The organism is Geoalkalibacter subterraneus, assembly GCF_000827125.1.
In the GTDB taxonomy this organism is placed as follows: Bacteria; Desulfobacterota; Desulfuromonadia; order Desulfuromonadales; family Geoalkalibacteraceae; genus Geoalkalibacter_A; species Geoalkalibacter_A subterraneus.
On record NZ_CP010311.1, the window covers coordinates 3,234,398 to 3,252,656 of the forward strand.

At 53.2% G+C, this 18,259-nt stretch carries 20 protein-coding genes; 3 read left to right on the forward strand and 17 right to left on the reverse strand.

Annotated elements, in window-relative coordinates; all coding sequences use genetic code 11:
* Window positions 1-2: 2 nt before the first annotated feature.
* The 7 genes from GSUB_RS15155 to GSUB_RS15185 all read right to left on the reverse strand — a co-directional run bounded on the left by GSUB_RS15155 (window position 3) and on the right by GSUB_RS15185 (window position 7,957).
* Window positions 3-1,742, reverse strand: coding sequence for a type VI secretion system Vgr family protein (locus GSUB_RS15155; protein WP_040201556.1), 1,740 nt, complete (start codon window positions 1,740-1,742; stop codon window positions 3-5).
* A 379-nt stretch (window positions 1,743-2,121) separates the two neighbouring features.
* Window positions 2,122-4,080, reverse strand: a complete 1,959-nt coding sequence (locus GSUB_RS15160; protein WP_052464989.1) for a polysaccharide biosynthesis protein — start codon at window positions 4,078-4,080, stop codon at window positions 2,122-2,124.
* A 164-nt stretch (window positions 4,081-4,244) separates the two neighbouring features.
* Window positions 4,245-5,039 (reverse strand): ElyC/SanA/YdcF family protein, encoded by a 795-nt coding sequence (locus GSUB_RS15165; protein WP_084212151.1) that lies wholly within the window; start codon window positions 5,037-5,039, stop codon window positions 4,245-4,247.
* A gap of 315 nt (window positions 5,040-5,354) precedes the next feature.
* The gene (locus GSUB_RS15170; protein WP_040201560.1) at window positions 5,355-5,921 is read right to left on the reverse strand and encodes a sugar transferase; all 567 of its coding nucleotides are present in this window, start codon (window positions 5,919-5,921) and stop codon (window positions 5,355-5,357) included.
* A 211-nt stretch (window positions 5,922-6,132) separates the two neighbouring features.
* A complete protein-coding gene (locus GSUB_RS18780) occupies window positions 6,133-6,426 on the reverse strand; it encodes a type II toxin-antitoxin system RelE/ParE family toxin (protein WP_084212153.1) in 294 nt (97 codons plus the stop codon).
* Window positions 6,423-6,641 carry an addiction module protein gene (locus GSUB_RS15180; protein WP_040201562.1) on the reverse strand — a complete coding sequence of 73 codons (219 nt, stop codon included), beginning with the start codon at window positions 6,639-6,641 and terminating at the stop codon, window positions 6,423-6,425. The genes GSUB_RS18780 and GSUB_RS15180 overlap by 4 nt, the downstream gene beginning before the upstream one ends.
* Window positions 6,642-6,997: 356 nt before the next feature.
* A complete protein-coding gene (locus tag GSUB_RS15185; protein WP_040201563.1) occupies window positions 6,998-7,957 on the reverse strand; it encodes a UDP-glucose 4-epimerase family protein in 960 nt (319 codons plus the stop codon).
* A 194-nt stretch (window positions 7,958-8,151) separates the two neighbouring features.
* Here GSUB_RS15185 and GSUB_RS15190 point away from each other — a divergent pair, with 194 nt between their 5' ends.
* The 3 genes from GSUB_RS15190 to GSUB_RS15200 all read left to right on the forward strand — a co-directional run bounded on the left by GSUB_RS15190 (window position 8,152) and on the right by GSUB_RS15200 (window position 10,177).
* Window positions 8,152-9,372, forward strand: a complete 1,221-nt coding sequence (locus GSUB_RS15190; protein ID WP_040201565.1) for an ATP-binding protein — start codon at window positions 8,152-8,154, stop codon at window positions 9,370-9,372.
* A gap of 185 nt (window positions 9,373-9,557) precedes the next feature.
* The gene (locus GSUB_RS15195; RefSeq protein ID WP_040201567.1) at window positions 9,558-9,842 is read left to right on the forward strand and encodes a nucleotidyltransferase family protein; all 285 of its coding nucleotides are present in this window, start codon (window positions 9,558-9,560) and stop codon (window positions 9,840-9,842) included.
* Window positions 9,839-10,177, forward strand: coding sequence for a HepT-like ribonuclease domain-containing protein (locus GSUB_RS15200; protein WP_040201568.1), 339 nt, complete (start codon window positions 9,839-9,841; stop codon window positions 10,175-10,177). Before GSUB_RS15195 ends, GSUB_RS15200 begins: the two co-directional genes overlap by 4 nt.
* 123 nt (window positions 10,178-10,300) lie before the next feature.
* On the opposite strand, the gene tnpA is transcribed toward GSUB_RS15200, so the two are convergent.
* The 10 genes from tnpA to GSUB_RS15245 form a co-directional block, all read right to left on the reverse strand.
* Window positions 10,301-10,738 carry an IS200/IS605 family transposase gene (gene tnpA, locus GSUB_RS15205; protein WP_040198735.1) on the reverse strand — a complete coding sequence of 146 codons (438 nt, stop codon included), beginning with the start codon at window positions 10,736-10,738 and terminating at the stop codon, window positions 10,301-10,303.
* A 307-nt stretch (window positions 10,739-11,045) separates the two neighbouring features.
* Complete coding sequence (locus GSUB_RS15210; protein ID WP_040201570.1) at window positions 11,046-12,434, reverse strand: RNA-binding domain-containing protein; 1,389 nt, start codon at window positions 12,432-12,434, stop codon at window positions 11,046-11,048.
* Window positions 12,421-12,558 (reverse strand): hypothetical protein, encoded by a 138-nt coding sequence (locus GSUB_RS19430; RefSeq protein ID WP_158414100.1) that lies wholly within the window; start codon window positions 12,556-12,558, stop codon window positions 12,421-12,423. The genes GSUB_RS15210 and GSUB_RS19430 overlap by 14 nt, the downstream gene beginning before the upstream one ends.
* A gap of 23 nt (window positions 12,559-12,581) precedes the next feature.
* A complete protein-coding gene (locus tag GSUB_RS15215; RefSeq protein ID WP_052464990.1) occupies window positions 12,582-12,779 on the reverse strand; it encodes a hypothetical protein in 198 nt (65 codons plus the stop codon).
* Between the two features lie 343 nt (window positions 12,780-13,122).
* Entirely contained in the window at window positions 13,123-13,389 is a 267-nt protein-coding gene (locus GSUB_RS15220; RefSeq protein WP_144402046.1) for a hypothetical protein, read from the reverse strand.
* A 361-nt stretch (window positions 13,390-13,750) separates the two neighbouring features.
* A complete protein-coding gene (locus GSUB_RS15225) occupies window positions 13,751-15,115 on the reverse strand; it encodes a Fic family protein (protein WP_040201573.1) in 1,365 nt (454 codons plus the stop codon).
* Between the two features lie 242 nt (window positions 15,116-15,357).
* Window positions 15,358-16,464 carry a transposase gene (locus tag GSUB_RS15230; protein WP_040201574.1) on the reverse strand — a complete coding sequence of 369 codons (1,107 nt, stop codon included), beginning with the start codon at window positions 16,462-16,464 and terminating at the stop codon, window positions 15,358-15,360.
* Between the two features lie 103 nt (window positions 16,465-16,567).
* Window positions 16,568-16,795 (reverse strand): ribbon-helix-helix domain-containing protein, encoded by a 228-nt coding sequence (locus GSUB_RS15235; protein ID WP_040201575.1) that lies wholly within the window; start codon window positions 16,793-16,795, stop codon window positions 16,568-16,570.
* Between the two features lie 462 nt (window positions 16,796-17,257).
* Window positions 17,258-17,551, reverse strand: coding sequence for a type II toxin-antitoxin system RelE/ParE family toxin (locus tag GSUB_RS15240; protein WP_040201576.1), 294 nt, complete (start codon window positions 17,549-17,551; stop codon window positions 17,258-17,260).
* Window positions 17,539-17,811: a CopG family ribbon-helix-helix protein gene (locus GSUB_RS15245; protein WP_040201577.1), complete on the reverse strand. Its 273-nt coding sequence runs from the start codon at window positions 17,809-17,811 to the stop codon at window positions 17,539-17,541. Before GSUB_RS15245 ends, GSUB_RS15240 begins: the two co-directional genes overlap by 13 nt.
* Between the last annotated feature and the right edge of the window lie 448 nt (window positions 17,812-18,259).

Below are 18,259 nucleotides of genomic sequence, written 5' to 3' on the forward strand. Positions count from 1 at the left end.
GTTTACTCCTGTGCCTCGAAAAGGATCGCATCGCTTGCGCCGAGCAGCTGCCAGGGCCCGACAACAGCCTCATCAAAGCAGAGTTCACCCTGATGAATCTGCGTGGTCTGGCGCTGCCCGAAGCCATCGACAAGATGGTACTCGCGGCCCTCGGCAAGAGGCCGCCCTTGCCAATCCCTGGGGGTGAAATGGAGTCTTGTCGTCAGATGCAGGCTTGGGGAATTTTCGGAATGAATGTCGCCCACCCTGACATCGAAGAGATAGGTCAGGGGGCTGGGATCAAGGGCATTGGCGTCATGAATCAGATCGTCCTGCACCTGCGCCCCTGAACGACTCCAGGACAGGCGGTAGTGACCGAATCCATCGTCAAGCAGACAGTGCAACGCATCAATCTGCCGAAGCGAACCCTCTGCATCGCGTTCAAAAACGCGAACCTGGGCCGTTTCGCCACCCTGGAAGTTCTTGACTGTGAAGAAAAGATCAATCTCGCCGTCGCGCACGCTGAAGGTCGCTTCGGGTCCGTTGACGGCGAGCTTCTGGCCGCGCTGCATGTCGAAACACAGACGCCCTGCGCTGGTCATCTCCAGATTGCGTCCGGCATCAAGCTGCAGATTTTGCGTGGCTCTGTGCTGGTGATCGGTGTGAGCCTGATGGTGGATCTCGGGGCGCGGCGGCTGAGGCGGGCGCCATTGCGTTTCACGGGGGATCAGGGTGGTTTCGCATTGCAGGGCCAGATCGCCACCGGCAGCCTGCTCCCCAGCGCGCTGACTCATCCGCAGACTCAAGGCGCTGACCAGGTAATCGCCGCTGTACTGGGATGAGAGCCGCGCGGCATCCAGGCATAACACCTGTCCCGCACTTAAGTCTGCCACTTCCGCCTGGGCATGCAGTTCAAAGGAGTGCGCTCTCGATTCTTCAGCCGCGATACGCGCCAAATGCTGCGCTTCATCGAGATGATCGGCACCTGCGGCATAGCGGTAATGACGCAAGCGAGCGTTTTTGCCGCCTCCCGCCTGGGCATGCAGCGCCTGGGAGGGCTGCTGTCGGCTTTTTTCCTGCACTTCAAACTGATCGGCCACAAGCCTTCGGCGCACCTGCAGCGCACGGATGCCGCAGCTCTCGGGTTCCATCCCCCCGCCGGGCCGATATTGCAGCGGCGCACCGCAGCGCTCGGGAAGCTGCGCATTATGGTCACTGAAAAAGAGCTGCTCGCCATCGGCATCCGCCTCACTCCAGAAGAAGATCCCTTCCCTGGCCAGCAGGCGGGAGAGAAACTCAAAATCGCTTTCATTGACCTGCAGGCTCCAGGGGCGCACCGGATAATGGCGACTCAAACGCAGGCACAGGCGATCCTCTGCAATGCCGTGCCCCACCAGAACCGTCTCAATGATCTGCGGCACGCTCTGGTGCAGAAAGATGCGTGTATCGTGCTGCAGCCGCAGCCGCGCAAGAGCCGATTCCACGGTGAGTCTGAAGCAGCCACGGCCATCCGGGTGGGGATTTTGCTGTTCGAGGGCGGTGACAATACCGGCGATGGTGCGCGAGCATCCGTCGCAGCCGGTGAGGATGATTCGTGCCGGCAAGTCGAGAAGTTCGGTAGAGTGAAAACCGGGCGGGGCAAGAATATCGAGTATGTAGCGAAAAGGCTGGGATAGCCCCTCTGTACCCGACAGGGACAGAGCAGGCAGTTCAAGACCGCCCACCTCGACCGACAGGCGGGCGGCGTTAAAGATCGGTGACATGCGGTTCCCCCTCCAGGGATCAAACCATTTCAGTAAAAATCAGAGCAATCAGCGCACAAGGCCTCATTAATACCTTTGCAACGCGATAAAATCAAGAATTTTACTTATAAAGAGGGGAAAACAAGGTGCAACTGGCAAAGGGTTCAAGCAACGAGTAAACAACGTCATGCCCTTGCATGCCCTTGGGTAAAAATTCAAAGAGGCTCTGCAATAGCATAAAAAACCAAAAAATTCAGCTAATTATCAAAGATCGAACAACAAATTGCGATTGTAAACTCACGGATTCAGGGATAAGTGTCCTATAACCGGCGAAAAGTTACAAAAGTTACCTGCGTCCCTGGTGGTTCCTTGGGCTTTGGGCGTCCCGCGTCCCGTGTTTTTACCCCACTTTCTTGTTGGGCGGAGGTTCACTTCTGCGACTGCGGTCGCCGAGCACAACCACCGACGAGCTGCCTTGCTGGCGGCGGTCAGCCTCGACCAGAAAGTTCTGGTAGTTGGGATCCTTGAGATCTGGAGGGAGGTACTCAGGAACAATCTTGCGGAGCAGAGAACGGACGCGGGTCAGATCCAGCGCGCGTTCGGCCTGGTAAAGCTCCTCAATGAGGGCGGCCAACCTTTCCGAATTGCAGAAAGCGGCGCGGGCGACGCGGATCTTCTCATGGGCGGTCTGCGTGATGCCTTCGCCCGACAGCAGCAGTTCCTCGAAAAGCTTCTCCCCAGGGCGCAGACCGGTAAATTCGATGTCGATGTCTTCGTAGGGCGTCAACCCTGACAGGCGAATCAGCTGCTCTGCCAGATGCAGAATCTTCACCGGCTCTCCCATATCGAGCAGGAAAATTTCGCCGCCCTTGCCCATACTGCCGGCCTGCAGTACCAACTGAGTCGCCTCGGGAATAGTCATAAAAAAACGCGTCACTTCAGGATGCGTGACCTTGACCGGCCCGCCGGCGGCAATCTGAGCCTTGAAGATAGGGACCACGCTACCGGCGCTGGCCAGCACATTGCCGAAACGCACCGTCACGAAATTTGTCTTGCTGCGCCGGCTGAGGTCCTGAACATACAACTCGGCCGCGCGCTTAGTCGCCCCCATGATATTGGTCGGATTAACCGCTTTATCCGTGGACACCATCACAAAATTTTCCGCCTTGAACGCATGGGCGGCATCAGCCACGACCTTGGTGCCGCGCACATTGTTGTTGGCGGCTTCCGCCGGGTTGTGCTCCATCATCGGCACATGCTTATAGGCCGCAGCGTGAAAAACAACCTGCGGCTGAAACTCGTCAAAGATCGCCTCAACCCGGGCCCGGTAACGCACATCGCCGATAATGGCCACGATAGGGACATCAGGAAACTTTTCCGCCAGTTCCTTTTCGATGAAAAACAAGGGCGATTCGGCATTGTCGAACAGAATCAACTTCGATGGCTGAAAGCGCGCAACCTGCCGGCAGAGTTCACTGCCAATGCTGCCCGCACCCCCAGTCACCAGCACATGCTTGCCTTTAAGGAAACTTCTGACCCGCTCGACCTCGATCTGCACGGGTTCTCGCCCCAGAAGGTCTTCCACATCCACCGGACGAACCTGCTGTATCGTTACCCGCCCCTCTATCAGGTCTCCCACGCCAGGCAGGGTTTTAACAGTAACACCCGCTCCCTGGCACTGCTCGAGGATAGGCCGCAACTGCCGCCTGGTTGCCGAAGGGATCGCAATAATGACTTCTTTGACCTGGTGCATACGGCACAGGGTCTTTAAATCCTCCTGGCCGCCTAGAACGGGTATCCCTTGAAACCGCCTGCTCCTTTTTTCGGGATCATCATCAATAAGACCGACCACCGTTTTGCTGATATTGGGATTGTTGCGAAACTCACGCACCAGCATCTGACCGGCATTCCCGGCGCCGACAATCAGCACGCGATCACGATCTTTCAAATGGCGGTTCAGGGAGGGGAAATAATTCTCGCGGAACGCGCGCGTCAAAAACCGCACGCCACAGGACAGCAGAAAACAGAAGACCCCGTCCAGAATCAGAACCGACCGCGGCACTCCGGGCAAACCCTGGACAAAGACGACATAGAGCATAAAGGCCAGAGACGCCACGGCATTGGCTTTGAATACATCGATCACATCAGACAGAGAGACATAGCGCCACCAGCCGTGGCTTAAGCCGAAGCGCCAGAAGACAATGGTCTTGATGATCAGAAGCGGGACAAGAAGCTCAGAGAAAACGCGCCACTGTTCTGGTGGTATTCTGAAGTCGAAACGCAGCAGGAAAGCGAAGAGAAAAGAAGTGAAAATAATAGCGGCCTTAAGGCCGAGGATGATCAAACGACGCTTCTGCAAAACCCAACACCCCTCTTTAACATCAATCCAAAAAAGCTCGCGCCCCTGTGCTCACAGGGAAAAATACATGAAATATTATATTTTCTGCAGGATCTGTGAAGGAAAAACCTTCAGGAATCCAACGCTTAGAATAAACACAAAAAAGAAATCTGTCCACCGTTAAATTAGGGGGCGGATGAGGTCGCGATCGACGCGGCAACCCGCGCTTCGCCTCGCAGGCGGGCCCACAAAAGCCCAAGCCTCTCCCAAACAGCATGCTCGCTCATCTGCACATATCGCGACTGCGGCAGCCGAGCCCCCACATGGCTTTCGGAACGCCCGGCATCCACCAGAAAATCAGCAGGTCCCGGCAGCACATGAATTCCTTGCGATTGCAGTAAATTGACTGCACGCTGCAGATGAAAAGCAGAAGAGACCAGCAGCACAGTCTCGCCCTGCGGTATCAACTCCCCAAGGGCTTGCGCCTCCTCTGCCGTCGTTCGAGGCTTGGGCAGTATCACCATACGTTCCTCCGCCACCCCCCACTGCCGCGCCTGCCGAGCCATCAATTCGGCCATGGAGCAGCCTTTCGAGCCGCCGCTCATGACCAGTCGCGCTTCCGGCAAAGACTGCAACCAGTCGACACCAGCAGCCAGACGCGCCAGCGATGCCCGGGAAAGTACCGGAGTCGCCCCGGAAGGGGACGGCTGCAGACACCCGCCGCCCAGCACGGCCACCCATTGCGCCGAGGCCACGGCATCCTGCGTCGGCGGCTCAAAGGCAACCTCCAACGGTAACAGCAGCCGTTCGGGCAGCCAGGGCGTAGAGACCAGCAAAAGCAGCACAATCCCCACGGCCAGAACGCCCCGTCCCACAGCGAGCCAACGGCGCCTCATGGTCAACAGTAAGCCCATAAAGAGGATAAGGATGACGATGGAAAGGGGCATGAGCAGCCCACCGATCAACTTAGTTAAAAACATGGGGAAGTCTCAGGAAGGGACGCGGAACGCGGAACGCGAGACGAGGGACGAGGAATTCAAAGGCATTAAAATTCTCAGAAAAGCTTTTTGATTTTCCATCTGCGTAAATCAGCCTTTATCTGCGTTCAATAAAAAAGTTCTTAAAAATCCTGGTGAACGCAGATAAGAGCGGATGAACGCGGATAAAATCATAAGTCTGAATCCTCCGCTACCGCCGAAACCATAAACAACACACGAAAATGTGAGTCGCGCCTTTGACCTTCGCGTCCCGCAACCCTCGTCCCGCGTCCCTCGGTTATAAGATCTTCGCGTCCCTCATCTTTTCACCACTCGATCGCCAGCCCCCTTGCCGGTGACGGTCTGTATGATATACGCGAAATACTTGCCGACAGTCAGATCTTTAATCATTCTCGCATCGGTTTCCGCCAGCAGTTCCGGCGTCGACATGTCGATCCCGTTGACCTGCGCCAGCCCGGTGATTCCCGGGCGTACGTCGAACACCCCACGACGGGCGCGCTCTTCGATCAGCTCTTGCTGATTGAACAGGCAGGGCCGCGGGCCGACCAGGCTCATCTCCCCTTTAAGGACATTCCACAACTGTGGCAGCTCATCGAGTTTGGTGCGCCGCAGAAAATGCCCAAGCGGGGTAATCGCCGAAGCGCTGGCCAGATGGCTGGCAACGGAAGCCGTATCGGGTTTCATGGTGCGAAATTTAACCAGCACAAAAGGCTTCTGATCCCGTCCGACGCGCTCCTGGCGAAAGACAGGTGAGCCTGTGTCGAAAAAACCGATCAGGGTGATGAAAGCCAGGACGGGAAAGCCAACGATCAGACCAAAAGCCGAGAACATAACGTCAAATAAACGTAAAAGAAAATTCTGCATCAAACCCCTCACTTGGGAATAAATCTTGTCTCATATAAAAGCGCATAGTTAAGAAGAAATTAAAAATCCGCATTCTATTCCGAATTACAGTTTGATTCAATGGAAAAATGTTGAGGGGCGCGGGGCGAGGAACGAGGAATTCAAAATCATCAAGGTTTTCGCGTCCCGCAAACTGCGTCCCGCGTCCCTGGTTTTTAAGATCTTCGCGTTCCTATCCAAGTCGTTTAGCGATCCAGCCAGGGTTACGCCGGCAGTCAAGGACTGCACGCACACGAATGACGTCATCCTGGTCGATCCGATAATATACGGCGTAGGGGAATCTTTTTGCCAGCAGCCGATAATAGCCCTGATAAACAGTATGCACACCACCGTACAAACGAAGAGATTGAATATCTGACCACAAAGAGTCCAGGAAATACTCTCCCAAACCCGTTGACTGCCGCTCATAGAAGCGGTATCCGTCAACCAGATCTCCGATGGCTTCTGAAAGGACTTGCAATTTCACTTGAGCAGGTCACGCACGGCTTGCTTGGCATCCGCTATATCAAGAAATTGCGCTTTTCCTTCAGCAACCCGCTGCTCCCGCTCCCGCAAAACATCTCCATGCCAATCCGGCGAAGGAACGCTCTCCGGTTCCCTGGTAAGATCATTCCAGATTGTTTCTATCAACTGGAGTTTCTCTGATGCGGTCATCCGATCCAACGGAAGTGCAACATTCATCGCGCATTCTCCTGTTTTTAGTTGGCATACCTATCAATGGCAGAATATCACCCTATAACATTTCGGACAACTCAGGCGGGCAGCATCACGCCAAGAATCGCCAACAGGGGGGAAAGAAAAGAGGCGAGGAACGCGGAAGTCAAAGGCTTTAGAAATCCTCGGGGGTATTTTGATTTTCCATCTGCGTAAATCCGCCGTTATCTGCGTTCAACAGGATTTTTCGGTTTTTTTGTGATGAACGCAGTAGAGTCATAAATCCGGATTTTTGCGACCACATCCCCAAAGACAACGCAAGAAAATGCAAATCAAGCCTTTGACCTTCGCGTTCCGCAACCCTCGTCCCTGGTTCCACGTCCCTATTCCACAGCCCTCCGCAATCCCTCCTCCACACTCACCGGCGGCGTCCACCCCAACACCTTACGCGCTTTGGAAATATCCACCTGCAGGTTTCCACACAGACGCTGCGCCATGGCCTCCTTGCCGAAAAGGCGGGCACCGACCTTGAGAACCGACATGGGAACCGGAATCAGGCGCGCTGGTTTGTTCATGGCCTGCCCGACGCGACGCAGCAGTTCGGTGGTGGAGAGGTCTTCGCCGTCGGCAACGAGGAAGGTCTGGTTGGCGGCGGCGGGGTGGTCGATGCAGGTGATGATGAAGTCAACGAGGTTGTCGAGGGCGACCAGGCTGCGCTGGTTGTGGATGGAGCCGAGGGGCAGGGGGATGCCTTTGTTGACCCAACGAACCATGCTTGCAAAATTGCCTTTGACGCCAGGTCCGTACACCAGAGGGGGGCGGATGATGACAACCTCCAGCCCGGTTTCTTCCGCCACACTGCGCAGGCCTTCTTCCGCTTCATGTTTAGAGATGCCGTAGGGATCCTGAGGATGGGGTGTATCCTGTTCGGTGAAACAATGGGCCATCCCCTCTCCCAGCGGGAGAGGGTTAGGGTGAGGGAGAGTTTCTTCGCCGTTGACCTTGACGGTGCTGATAAAGACGAAGCGCTTGACGCCGGCTGAAGCAGCTTGCCGGGCGAAGTTAAGGGTACCATCAACATTGACGCGACGGAATTCAGCTAGAGGGTCACTGGCGGTGTCTTCCATGATATGAACACGGGCAGCTAAATGGACAACGGTGTCAACACCGTTCAGCGCCTGCCCCCAATCTGTGTCGGGCCCGATATCGCCAACCACAACTGAATTTGCCGTGGATGACGGCTGGCGAACCGCACAGCGCACATCACGCCCTTCTGCCAGCAACCGAGAGCAAAGTCCACGACCGACAAAGCCTGTAGCACCGGTGATTAAAATAACAGACATAACTCCATCCTTATTGCGTTGTGACAGCAGGCAGCAGAGCCTCACGCCCATTCGCTTCACTCACTCAAGCTGCGAAGGCGCAGAGAAAGCAAAGATTAAGTGGTGCCCTTTAGAATTGCGAGATTTGTTACCGATTGACATCGGAAAACACTATTTGTAAAATCAACTTATCACTCACACAAGGAAAATACCTAATGGACCTTACACTTTTCTTCCAGGAACAACAAAAGCTCCTCAAACAGGTCACTCTTGAGCCTAAGCGCTATCTCTATTCTCTCATTGATTGGAACCAGCGCCTCATCGGTATCATCGGCCAGCGCGGGGTCGGCAAAACAACCCTGATGCTGCAAGCCCTCAAAGAACAATACGGATCAAGTGATCAGGCCCTCTATATTAGTGTTGATAACCCGTTTTTCAAAACTATTTCGTTGTACGAATTTGCCATCCACTTCGAGCAGCTAGGCGGGGAAACTCTTTTTATTGATGAGGTTCATAAGTATTCGGAATGGTCCAGTCATTTAAAAGCCATTTATGACGGTACCCAGCTCAACGTTATTTTTTCCGGCTCATCCATGCTGCAAATTCACGCACAAGAAGCAGATCTTTCACGGCGTGCCATCATCTATCACCTCGCCAACCTCTCGTTTCGTGAATACCTTTGGCTCTCCGGAAACGGCCAATTTGCGGCAACAACACTGTCAGAACTCCTACATAACCACGTTGCTATTGCCAGCAACATCGCCGATCAGATCAAACCCCTCAAACACTTTCAGGACTATCTCGTGTGCGGCTGTTACCCGTTTATTAGCGAAGGGGCAGATACCTATCACATCAAACTGATCAGCATCGTCAACCAGATCCTTGAAAGCGACCTCCCTTACGTGACCCAGGTTCCCATAACACAAATAGACAAATTAAAGAAATTGCTCTACCTGCTCTCCGAATCAGCCCCCTTTGAACCCAATATCAGCAAACTCTCTGCCATGACGGACATTTCCCGAGTAACAATGGGAGACTACCTGCGCTATCTGGAGCATGCATCATTGCTTATCCGTATTCCCGGCAGCAACAAAGGTACCGGCAGAATCAGAAAGCCCGAAAAAATTTATCTTTACAACACCAACCTAGCCAATGCCATCAACAAAACACCCCACACCGGCACCAGCAGGGAAACTTTTTTTGTCAACCAGATCAGAAGCAGCTATTACAACAGCAGAAAACTCGTTGACAATTCCATCGTCCTTGGCCTGACAGGTGACTTTCTGGTAGACGGGACTTATACCATCGAGGTAGGAGGAAAAAATAAGGGGTTTGAGCAGATAAAAGGTATTGATAACGCTTATCTTGCCGTTGACAATATGGAGATAGGATTCAAAAACAAAATCCCTCTTTGGCTTTTCGGATTCTTATATTGATGATGCAGTCCATAGCAATCCTTAAGCAGGTGCCCTGAAGCACGATCAAACATCTATGCAACGCAATCTTTAAGTGGGTGTCCAATAGATCGCTATAGATCCGCTGGTGCAGATTGAAAATTTCTTTTCTTCCCCCCTTCAGCCTTGTGTTATTCTGTCTCTGTGGCTCAAATAAGGAGAAAACGATGGACCCACTCATCGAAGCCCACAGGCAAGAGATTCTCCGCCTGGCCAGAAAGCGAGGCGCAGAGCGTATCCGTGTTTTCGGCTCTATGGCAGCGGATCGCGCGACGGAGACCAGCGACATCGATTTTCTGGTCGAAATGCAAAAGGGAAAATCAGCTTTCGCACTTGGCGGTCTTCTTAAAGATCTCGAAGATGTCCTGGGCAGACCGGTCGACATGACAACTCCGAACGCCCTGCATCCCGCGATCCGCGACAAAATACTTCGAGAAGCTGTCGAGTTATGACCGACGCGGAACGCGATCAAGTCTACATTACGCACATGCTCGAATGTATAGAGCGCATCGAGCAGTACGCAACAGACACTGACAAAGAACGATTTCTCAAAGACACCCTGGTTCAGGATGCCACCCTGCGCGTCCTGCAGGTCATGGCTGAATCAAGTCAGCGGCTATCGGCCGAGGCAAAAGATTCTCATCCAGAGATTGACTGGCGCGGCATTTCCGGTTTCCGCGATATCCTTGTCCATGATTACCTTGGCGGAATCGACCTGGATCTGATATGGGCGGTCATCGAGACCGAACTGCCACAACTCAAAAAAACTCTCCTACAAATGCGTTGAAAATGATTCCACAACATCGTAAAGAATCCACGCCCACAGGACGTGGCTTTGTAGTTCGCCCCCCATAGGGGGGCTGGCCCTGCCCCCAAGGGGGCGGGCTGAAGTTGTGCCGCGGTCCTGTCCTCAATCTCCCAACTGAAGTTGCTCCATTTGCCGCTCTTGCTTGTCCTGATAGCGGACATACTTGCGTATCATGTCCGCATCCATGCCGACGGTATCAACGCAATAGCCCTTGGCCCAAAAGTGGTTGCCCCAATAGGGTTTCTTCCGCAAATGCCGAAACTGCTGAAACAGTTTCATCGACGTCTGCCCTTTTAACCGCCCCAGAAAGTTCGAGATCGACACCTTGGGCGGGATCATCACAACCAGATGGACATGATCGGGCTGAACATTCAACTCCACGACTTCACAACCGGAATAGCCACATATCGCATGAATACCTGATTCAACGGCCTCTTTCACTTTTCCCTGCAAAATCCGAAACCGGTACTTTGGGACCCAAACGATGTGATACTGGCAGTGCCATATCGAGTGTGATAACTTACGAAATCGGCTGCTCACTGTTTTCTCCTTTCTTTTCGATGTTGCGGCACAACTCGAAAGAAAGAATAACAGTGAGCGGCTTTCAGCCATACCCATTCGGGACCGGCGTAGCCAGTCCACATCACCACACCCACAGGGTGTGGGTTTCTACTTCAAACTAAAAGTAACATTATTGGGCACGTTGTAGAATTCCCTGAATAACACTGGCCAGACAGTGGACCGAAGATTTGGACAACTTGTTTAATGCCTTAAAGGGTGAGCCTCATTCACCCCGTGAAGTAAACGAGTAAACAACGTCCCCTGGGTCTTCCCCGGCTTTGTGTTATCATTCCTGTTGTTCCTTGACATGGTAACCACCAGTTTTCGGCGCACCCACAAATTCAATCAAACCCGCGTCGCGCAGTTCCTTGATCCAGCGTTCAAGCGTCCTCTGCGCCAGGTTCAAAGAAACGGCAATGTCATTGGCTTTGGCCCCCGGGTTACGCCTGATATATTCAAGCACATCTCTTACTCCGCCACTTACTCCGCCACTTACTCCGCCACTTACTCCGCCACTTACTCCGCCACTTACTCCGCCACTTACTCCCTCAACCTGCCGAAAGGTAACCAAAACGCCGCCGCCAACCTCCTCAACATTAAAATCCAACTCAGGATATTCCCGCAATTCCTTACGGATACGGATAAATCCACTTCCGTATTTCTCAATATTATTGGTGAGGTAGAAGGCTTCGGCGATCAGTTTGTTCCGGGTGCGTGACTGGTAGGAGTCGGTTTGCAGATCTTCAATGGTCAAGCCACCATAGAGCGTACCCGGACTGAAGAGGGTGATTCGATCGTCAAAAATTTTGATTTGGATATCGGAAGAATTACCGTAATCGCGATGCACTACGGCATTCAGAAGCGCTTCGCGCAGGGCCGGAAGCGGATAGGCGAAACGTTCCTTGCGCTGAAGGCCGCCATCGAAGGAGAACGCCACGCTGATGTGCGAAACGATGAATTTCATCGCCTGCTCGACCGCCTCGAACAGAGTATCGGTGATCTGGCGGTCGTCAATGATCATGCTCGGCGTCTTAAAGCGACCAATGTGGATATGGTGACGCAAAGGATTTTCAGCGAACAGCAGGAGGGCACCCCAGGTCGGCCGATTGTTCACGATAAATTTGAGCTTTTCCAGCGCCAGAAACGGAGAGCTATCCAGCATGAAGCGACCGGATTGATTGACCTTTTCGATAAAGGATTCAATCTTGCCAAGGGAAAGTTCATCCAGGCAAGCCTTAGGCGCTTCGTGGGCATCCCAGGATAGCTGCAACGACTGCATGTACAGGTCGGTAATTTCTGAAAGAGACAGTTGATGATTGGACGAGGCGATGCGTTTGAAATATTTTCCCCGGGTATTGACCGGCTTGACCGGATACTCACCCACGGTAATCATCACAATCGCTTTCCCCTCAAGGTCAATGGCCTCCAAATCTGGAATCACCATAGGGCTGGTCGCCGATTTGATCTGGCCCAGCCAATGGTTGAGCGTTTCCTTGCCCAGGGTTACACCACGCACCGCACCGTTATCCGCAACCCCGACAAAAACGCTCCCACCTCGTGAATTGGCGAAGGCAACGACCGTTTCGATGGTTTCGCGATCAAAGGACGCCTTGAATTCAAGGGCTGTAGATTCACCCTTTTTCAGCAAAGCAGCAATATCTTCAAGCTTTTTCATCGGGAAGCTCGCCAATCACCAGCCAAAAATCGTTACGAAAAACCAATTTCCATCCGCCCTTCAATCCAAAATCCAAAATGCCCCGTCCGCTTTCTCTTTTCGCCTTTGCGGCTTTGCGTGACAACGTTTTTCCTGGCTCAGCCCTCATCACCGCACCACAATTTGCTGAAAGACCAGACTCAGGAAAAAAGCCCAACTCACGCTGGTCAGAGTGCCGACCAGAAAATATTCGGCGAACGCCGTGCTGCCTTTTTCGCCTTTCATTTCCGGATGCCTGACAATCGATTTTGCCGCAAGCAGGAAACCGATCAGCTCAAATCGTCCGACCATCACGGCAACAAACACAAGGGCACGTTCGAGGATGCCGATATAACGCCCAGCCCTGGGCTATGCCCGGACGATCCGAATCGTCCAAAAATATGCCGCCCCTCCCCACAGTGTCACCACTCAAAGGGTGACCCGACAAAGGTCACCGTCTAAAGGTTGACATGGCGAGTGTCAACCTTTAGACGGTGACAAAGCTTTGATTATAAAGTCCATTCCACGGGAAAACTCATCCCAGTATGCGGCGCGCAGCCGCTTTTCAACACCCTGTTTCGTAATCCTTAATTCTTTCCCAATCGTTTCATATGTTTGATGTTGCAGGCGATATCGAATCGTCTCGCACTGAAGCGCAGTCCAGCGGGTCTCAATCGCCCTTGCCCACCGTCAGTTCGCCGATGCCGATGGCGGAACGAAAGGAAGGGGCGGGGCTGAGGCCGGAGGTACACAGCAGAGTACGCATCAGAACGACAAATGCATAAGCATCCTGTGGCCTTTGCAAAACGAACTGGAATTCGTCCCCTTGCACGACACTGAAGCTAAGAGGCGCATAAACCGCCTCGGGCAAAATCTCTCCAGCGGCCGCGGCAGCCTCTTTCAGCGCCTGATCCAGTCGTTGCCTTTGGTCACGCACTTAAGGCGCTAAGGCGCCAAGACAGGCTTTAGTTGAACGCAGATAAACCCTGACAACCCCGGATAAAAACGAAAAATTTGTCTTTAAACCCTTGAATTCATGCTTTTCCCTCAGCGTTCATCCCATTCATCAGCATTCAGAAAAATGCTTTGTGTTTCGAATAACCAGGTCGATCACCCTAATCCGTTCAACGGGAGAAGGTTTTTCCATTTCCTGAGCCAAATCCAACTTGGTGGGCATCCCCTGCTATACCTATACACCTTAACCTGGCCCCTCACTTGGGCAACGGAGTTGGTAATATCAGTCTGCTTCACAAAAATCCTTTAAATTCTATTGTTCGGGGAGTGGGAAACCCTACTTCCTACTCCCCATGAAAAAACATTCGTCCCTTTGCCGTTAGAATATATTTCTGGTCGGCTGCACGGGGCTTTTCAGGGTTCGTCATTGCCACCAGCCCGGCTTCCAGCGCGGGCCGCAAATATTCACTCCTGAAATGTTCCCGGTGCTGCAAATGCAATATATTCTGCAGCTCACGACGAGTTCTAGGCCGATCCAGGACTTTCAAGAGACGTATGACTTGCTCGGTAACTTGCTCGGTAACTTGCTCGGTAACTTGCTCGGTGACTTGCTCGGTGACTTGCTCGGCAGCATGGCGTAACTCAACCTTGAAAAACTCGCCCATCTCTTCAACAGCAACAGCAAGACCTGGATAATCCGCCAAGGCCTCTCTGATTCTCACAAAACCCGTGCCGTAGCGTTCGATGTCGCCAATCAGGTAGAACATTTCCGCCAGCAATCGGTTGCGCAAAGACGAGACATAATCATTCCGCTGCAGATCCTCGACACGCAAACGGCCGTACAGCTTGCCGGGATTGGAAATTGTAATTCGATCATCAAAAACCTTGATGATGATATCCGACGGGCTCTTGTAATCACGGTGCACCACCGCGTTTAAAACCAGTTCGCGCAGCGCCTCCAGCGGATACTGCCAGCGTTCAATCCGTTCGCGACTTCCATTAAAGGAATAAGAAAGGTTGATATGTTTCTTGATAAAGGTCAGCGCCTCATCGACAGCGACAAACAACGGCGACTTGATAACGATGTCGTCGATGATGGTCGCCTCTGATTTGAAACGGCCGATACGAATCGTGAAGTCAGGGTCGCCAAAGAGAAGGTTGCCGGCAATGGTGACTTTGCCGTCGCGGATGAGTTTAAGCTTAGCCAGGTTTGTAAACAAATCATCCTGGAGTGTCACCCGTCCTCGGCTGTTGACCCGCTCAAAAAAACGATTCAGCAAGGAAGGATCAAGGTCTGTCAAGGTTGCATGAGTGAGGCAAGCGTCATAGGAAACAGACAGTGACTGCTGCTGCAGATCCACGATCTCTTCCAGAGCCATGACGTGGTTGCTGTTATGCACCCTTCTGTAATAGCGATTTTTGTAGGAAACAGGCTTTATCGGGTATTCGCCAACCTCAAAAACAAGTACGGGCTTGCCTCCGCGCTTCTCGATCAGTACTTTGGGGATCAACTGCGGGTAAGTGGCATTCTTGATTTCGTTGACATAGCGTTGAACGGTTTCCGGACCGATATCCACTCCACAGGGCTTTTCATCATCCTCCATCCCGACAATGACCACACCACCATCGGTATTGGCGAATGCCACCAGCGACACGACAACCACTTTTCCGAAGCGCCGTTTGTATTCCGTTGTGAGGGACTCGGGCATAAATCAACCAAAAGTTGGCGAGAAAACATTGGTTTGAGCATCCGTTAGCCGGGAAAACCTATCGCGGACTCAAAATATAGGATGTCGCACAATGAAGCAAGTCCTTACAGGCTTTTCCGACGGATCAGGAGGCGCCAAGATTCAGCGCATCATACTACGGCGTGCATGGGCAACAACAAGTGACCGATGGTGGGGGGAGAGCACGACGAAACGTTCCCGCGTAGGACACCACGAACAAACAGCTATGCAACGCGGCCGAACACAGATCGGGCTTGCCCGACACCACGCAGATACCGGCACTGTCGCTGCTCGGCCAGCGCGGTCAGATGTTGCGCAGTCCCCACGGCACTACCGAAACCGCTCAGAAATTGATCGGCGGTTGCGAAAAAGGTGTCAAAATCAATGTTCAGGCGCGAGAGGATGGCAGGAGTGGTTTCGGGGATAAAACCGCGCTTGGCGGGATGGACGGCGCGTCCGAGCGCATCGACTAACTCCAGGTAGTCAGGCAAAGTAAAGGGAATGGCGCCGTCAACCTGGACCGACGGAGAAAAATCCAGCAACGGGGCCGGCTCAAGCTGGCGCAGTTCGCTTTCGGGACGGACGTGCTCTTGTCTGCGGCGCAGATCGGCGGCGGCTTTACGGACCTGCGCCGCAGGCGGCGTTCTTTTTTCCGCGGGGGAGGCCTCTTCTTCTGCCGTTTTAGGAAAAAGATCGGCAATGCGCCGGCGCACGGAGGTATGAGCGCTTTCTTCGGGCGTTTGCGCAAGTCCTGCGCGCACAGGGTTGAGATCGACATACGCCATGGCGGTCAGCAAGGCTTGATCGTCAAGCAGCGCTTGACTTTTGAAGCGCCCCTCCCAAAACCGACCAGTCACCCCGTCTTCAGCATTGGCCATGCGGGCAATGGTCTCATTGAGCACCCGCATAAACCAGGACAGGTCGTGAAGACGCTTGCGATAGGTCTCGGCCAGCGCAGCGATGTTTGACAACTCTGTAGCGCTGAGGGTGTCGCGCTCAGTGCCCAAATATTTCTGAACCAGCCCAGGCCCGGAAAATATTCGAGTCCACCGCGCTAGAACCTCCTCATCGCCCCACCCCGCTGCGCGCTCGGCATCGATGCGCACAACAATATGGTAGTGATTGCTCATAACGGCGTAGGCCGCCACATCGATGGCGAAAATCGAGGAGAGTTCGCAAATGCGGCTCTCGATCCAGCCGCGGCGATGTTCAAAGTTCTTTCCAGAGGAATAATCTTCCCCACACAGGTACGCACGGCGCACACAACGCGAGACAACGTGGTACCACGGCGTGTCGGAGAGGCTCACAAGGTTTGATCGGGGCATTGTCATGAAAAGAACCCTACTTGAGTTTAGGGGGAGTGTCAATCTTTAAGTGGGTGTCCTATAGATCTATAGGTGTCCTATAGATCTATAAACAACCGAAAACACACCCCTACCCCCAAACCTCGTCATGGCTCAGTGCTTCGCTGGGGTCGAAATCTTTTTCCCGCTCCGCAGCGAACTCTGCCAGCGCCCTGTCCTCACGCAGCTCGAGCGCTTCTTTCACCAGGTCGCGCATCAACATGGACATGGATACCCCTTCGTTTTCAGCCAGGTCATGAAGAGCGTTATAAACAGGTTTTTCCAAAACGACGTTGACTCTCGGATTTTTCGCGGGCATGTCGCACCTCCTTTTCACAAGTGTGTCACTAGTGCGGCATGAGGTCAATTGAAGATTGAAGGGGTGATCTCATCAGCCATTGCGAGTCCTTACTAGGCTGAAGGCTGAGGGCTGAAGGGAACCCCAGGTTCAAAATGTCTGCCCCCCATGGCGGCCACCAAACCCAAAGACGACACATGAAAATGCGAGTCGCACCTTTGACCTTCGCGCCCCTCGTCCCGAGTTTCGCGCCTCTCTGTCATCCCCCCGGAAAGTAAACGAGTAAACAACGTCCCCTGGGTCGGCCTTTAAGAATCTTTAAGTGGGTGTCCTATAGTGTCAAAAGAGTCTCATCCAGAGATTGACTGGCGCGGCCCTGCAAATGCGTTGAAAATGATTCCACAACATCCCAAAGGTAATATCGCTGGGCACGCCGGAGAATTCCTTGAATAACAATGGCCAGGCTGAGGGCCTCCTCGCAGTTTAATAACCCGCTTCTTTCTGATGCCTGAATGCCAGCACATAAACAACATCTGCGAGGTTATCGTAACGATAGAGCGCAACATACCCGGAATCACCAAATTCGATGAGCAACTCGCGTAAATCGAGGTCATCACCGAGCGGGCGGCCGATTTCAGGCTGTGAGATCAGCAGATCAAAGCGCTCGCGTATGGCAAGGGCGGCATGCGTCACAGCTTCGGGTGATTTGTTCATCAAGAAGCGCCGACACCGCTTTAATCCTCGGGCAGCACCCTCTGTGATAACTACTCGTGGCAATCAGGCAGCTCCGTTTCGTCTTCCGATCCCCAACGGCCCAACCAATCGCGCACCTCATCGCCGGTCAGGTGGCGACCGGTTTCCTGATAAGCACTCCAGGACGCATAAGCCTCCTGCTTAAAGCTCTCGCGCGCCTCTTCCCGCGCCACATACTGCTCGATGGCCTCACGCATAATCCAGTGAGATGATCGGCGACGGCGCTGCGCAAGGGAACGTATCCGCGCCCTGAGGTCATCATCAATCTTTATAGAGGTCGCCATGATTCTCTCCCTTATCAAGAAGTAATACCTTTTGATAAGGTAACATTATCCTCGACTTGAGTCGATCGCTATTCTCAAATTGAAGCTCGCCCCCACATAGCTTTCAACTCTTCCCCTCCACCACCCTCCTCAACCCCTCATCCACACTCACCGGCCACCCCAGAACCTCGCGCGCCTTGGAAATATCCACCGAGCAAACAACGTCCCTTGGATCTTCCAAGGTTTGATCGGGGCATTGTCATGAAAAGAACCCTACTTGAGTTTAAAGGGAGTGTCAATCTTTAAGTGGGTGTCCTTTAGAGTCGCATTTAGAGTCGCAGACAACCTGTTTAATGCCTTAAAGGGTGAGCCTCATTCACCCCGGGAAGTAAACGAGTAAACAACGTCCCCTGGGTCTTCCTGTAAACAGGTTTTTCCAAAACGACGTTGACTCTCGGATTTTTCGCGG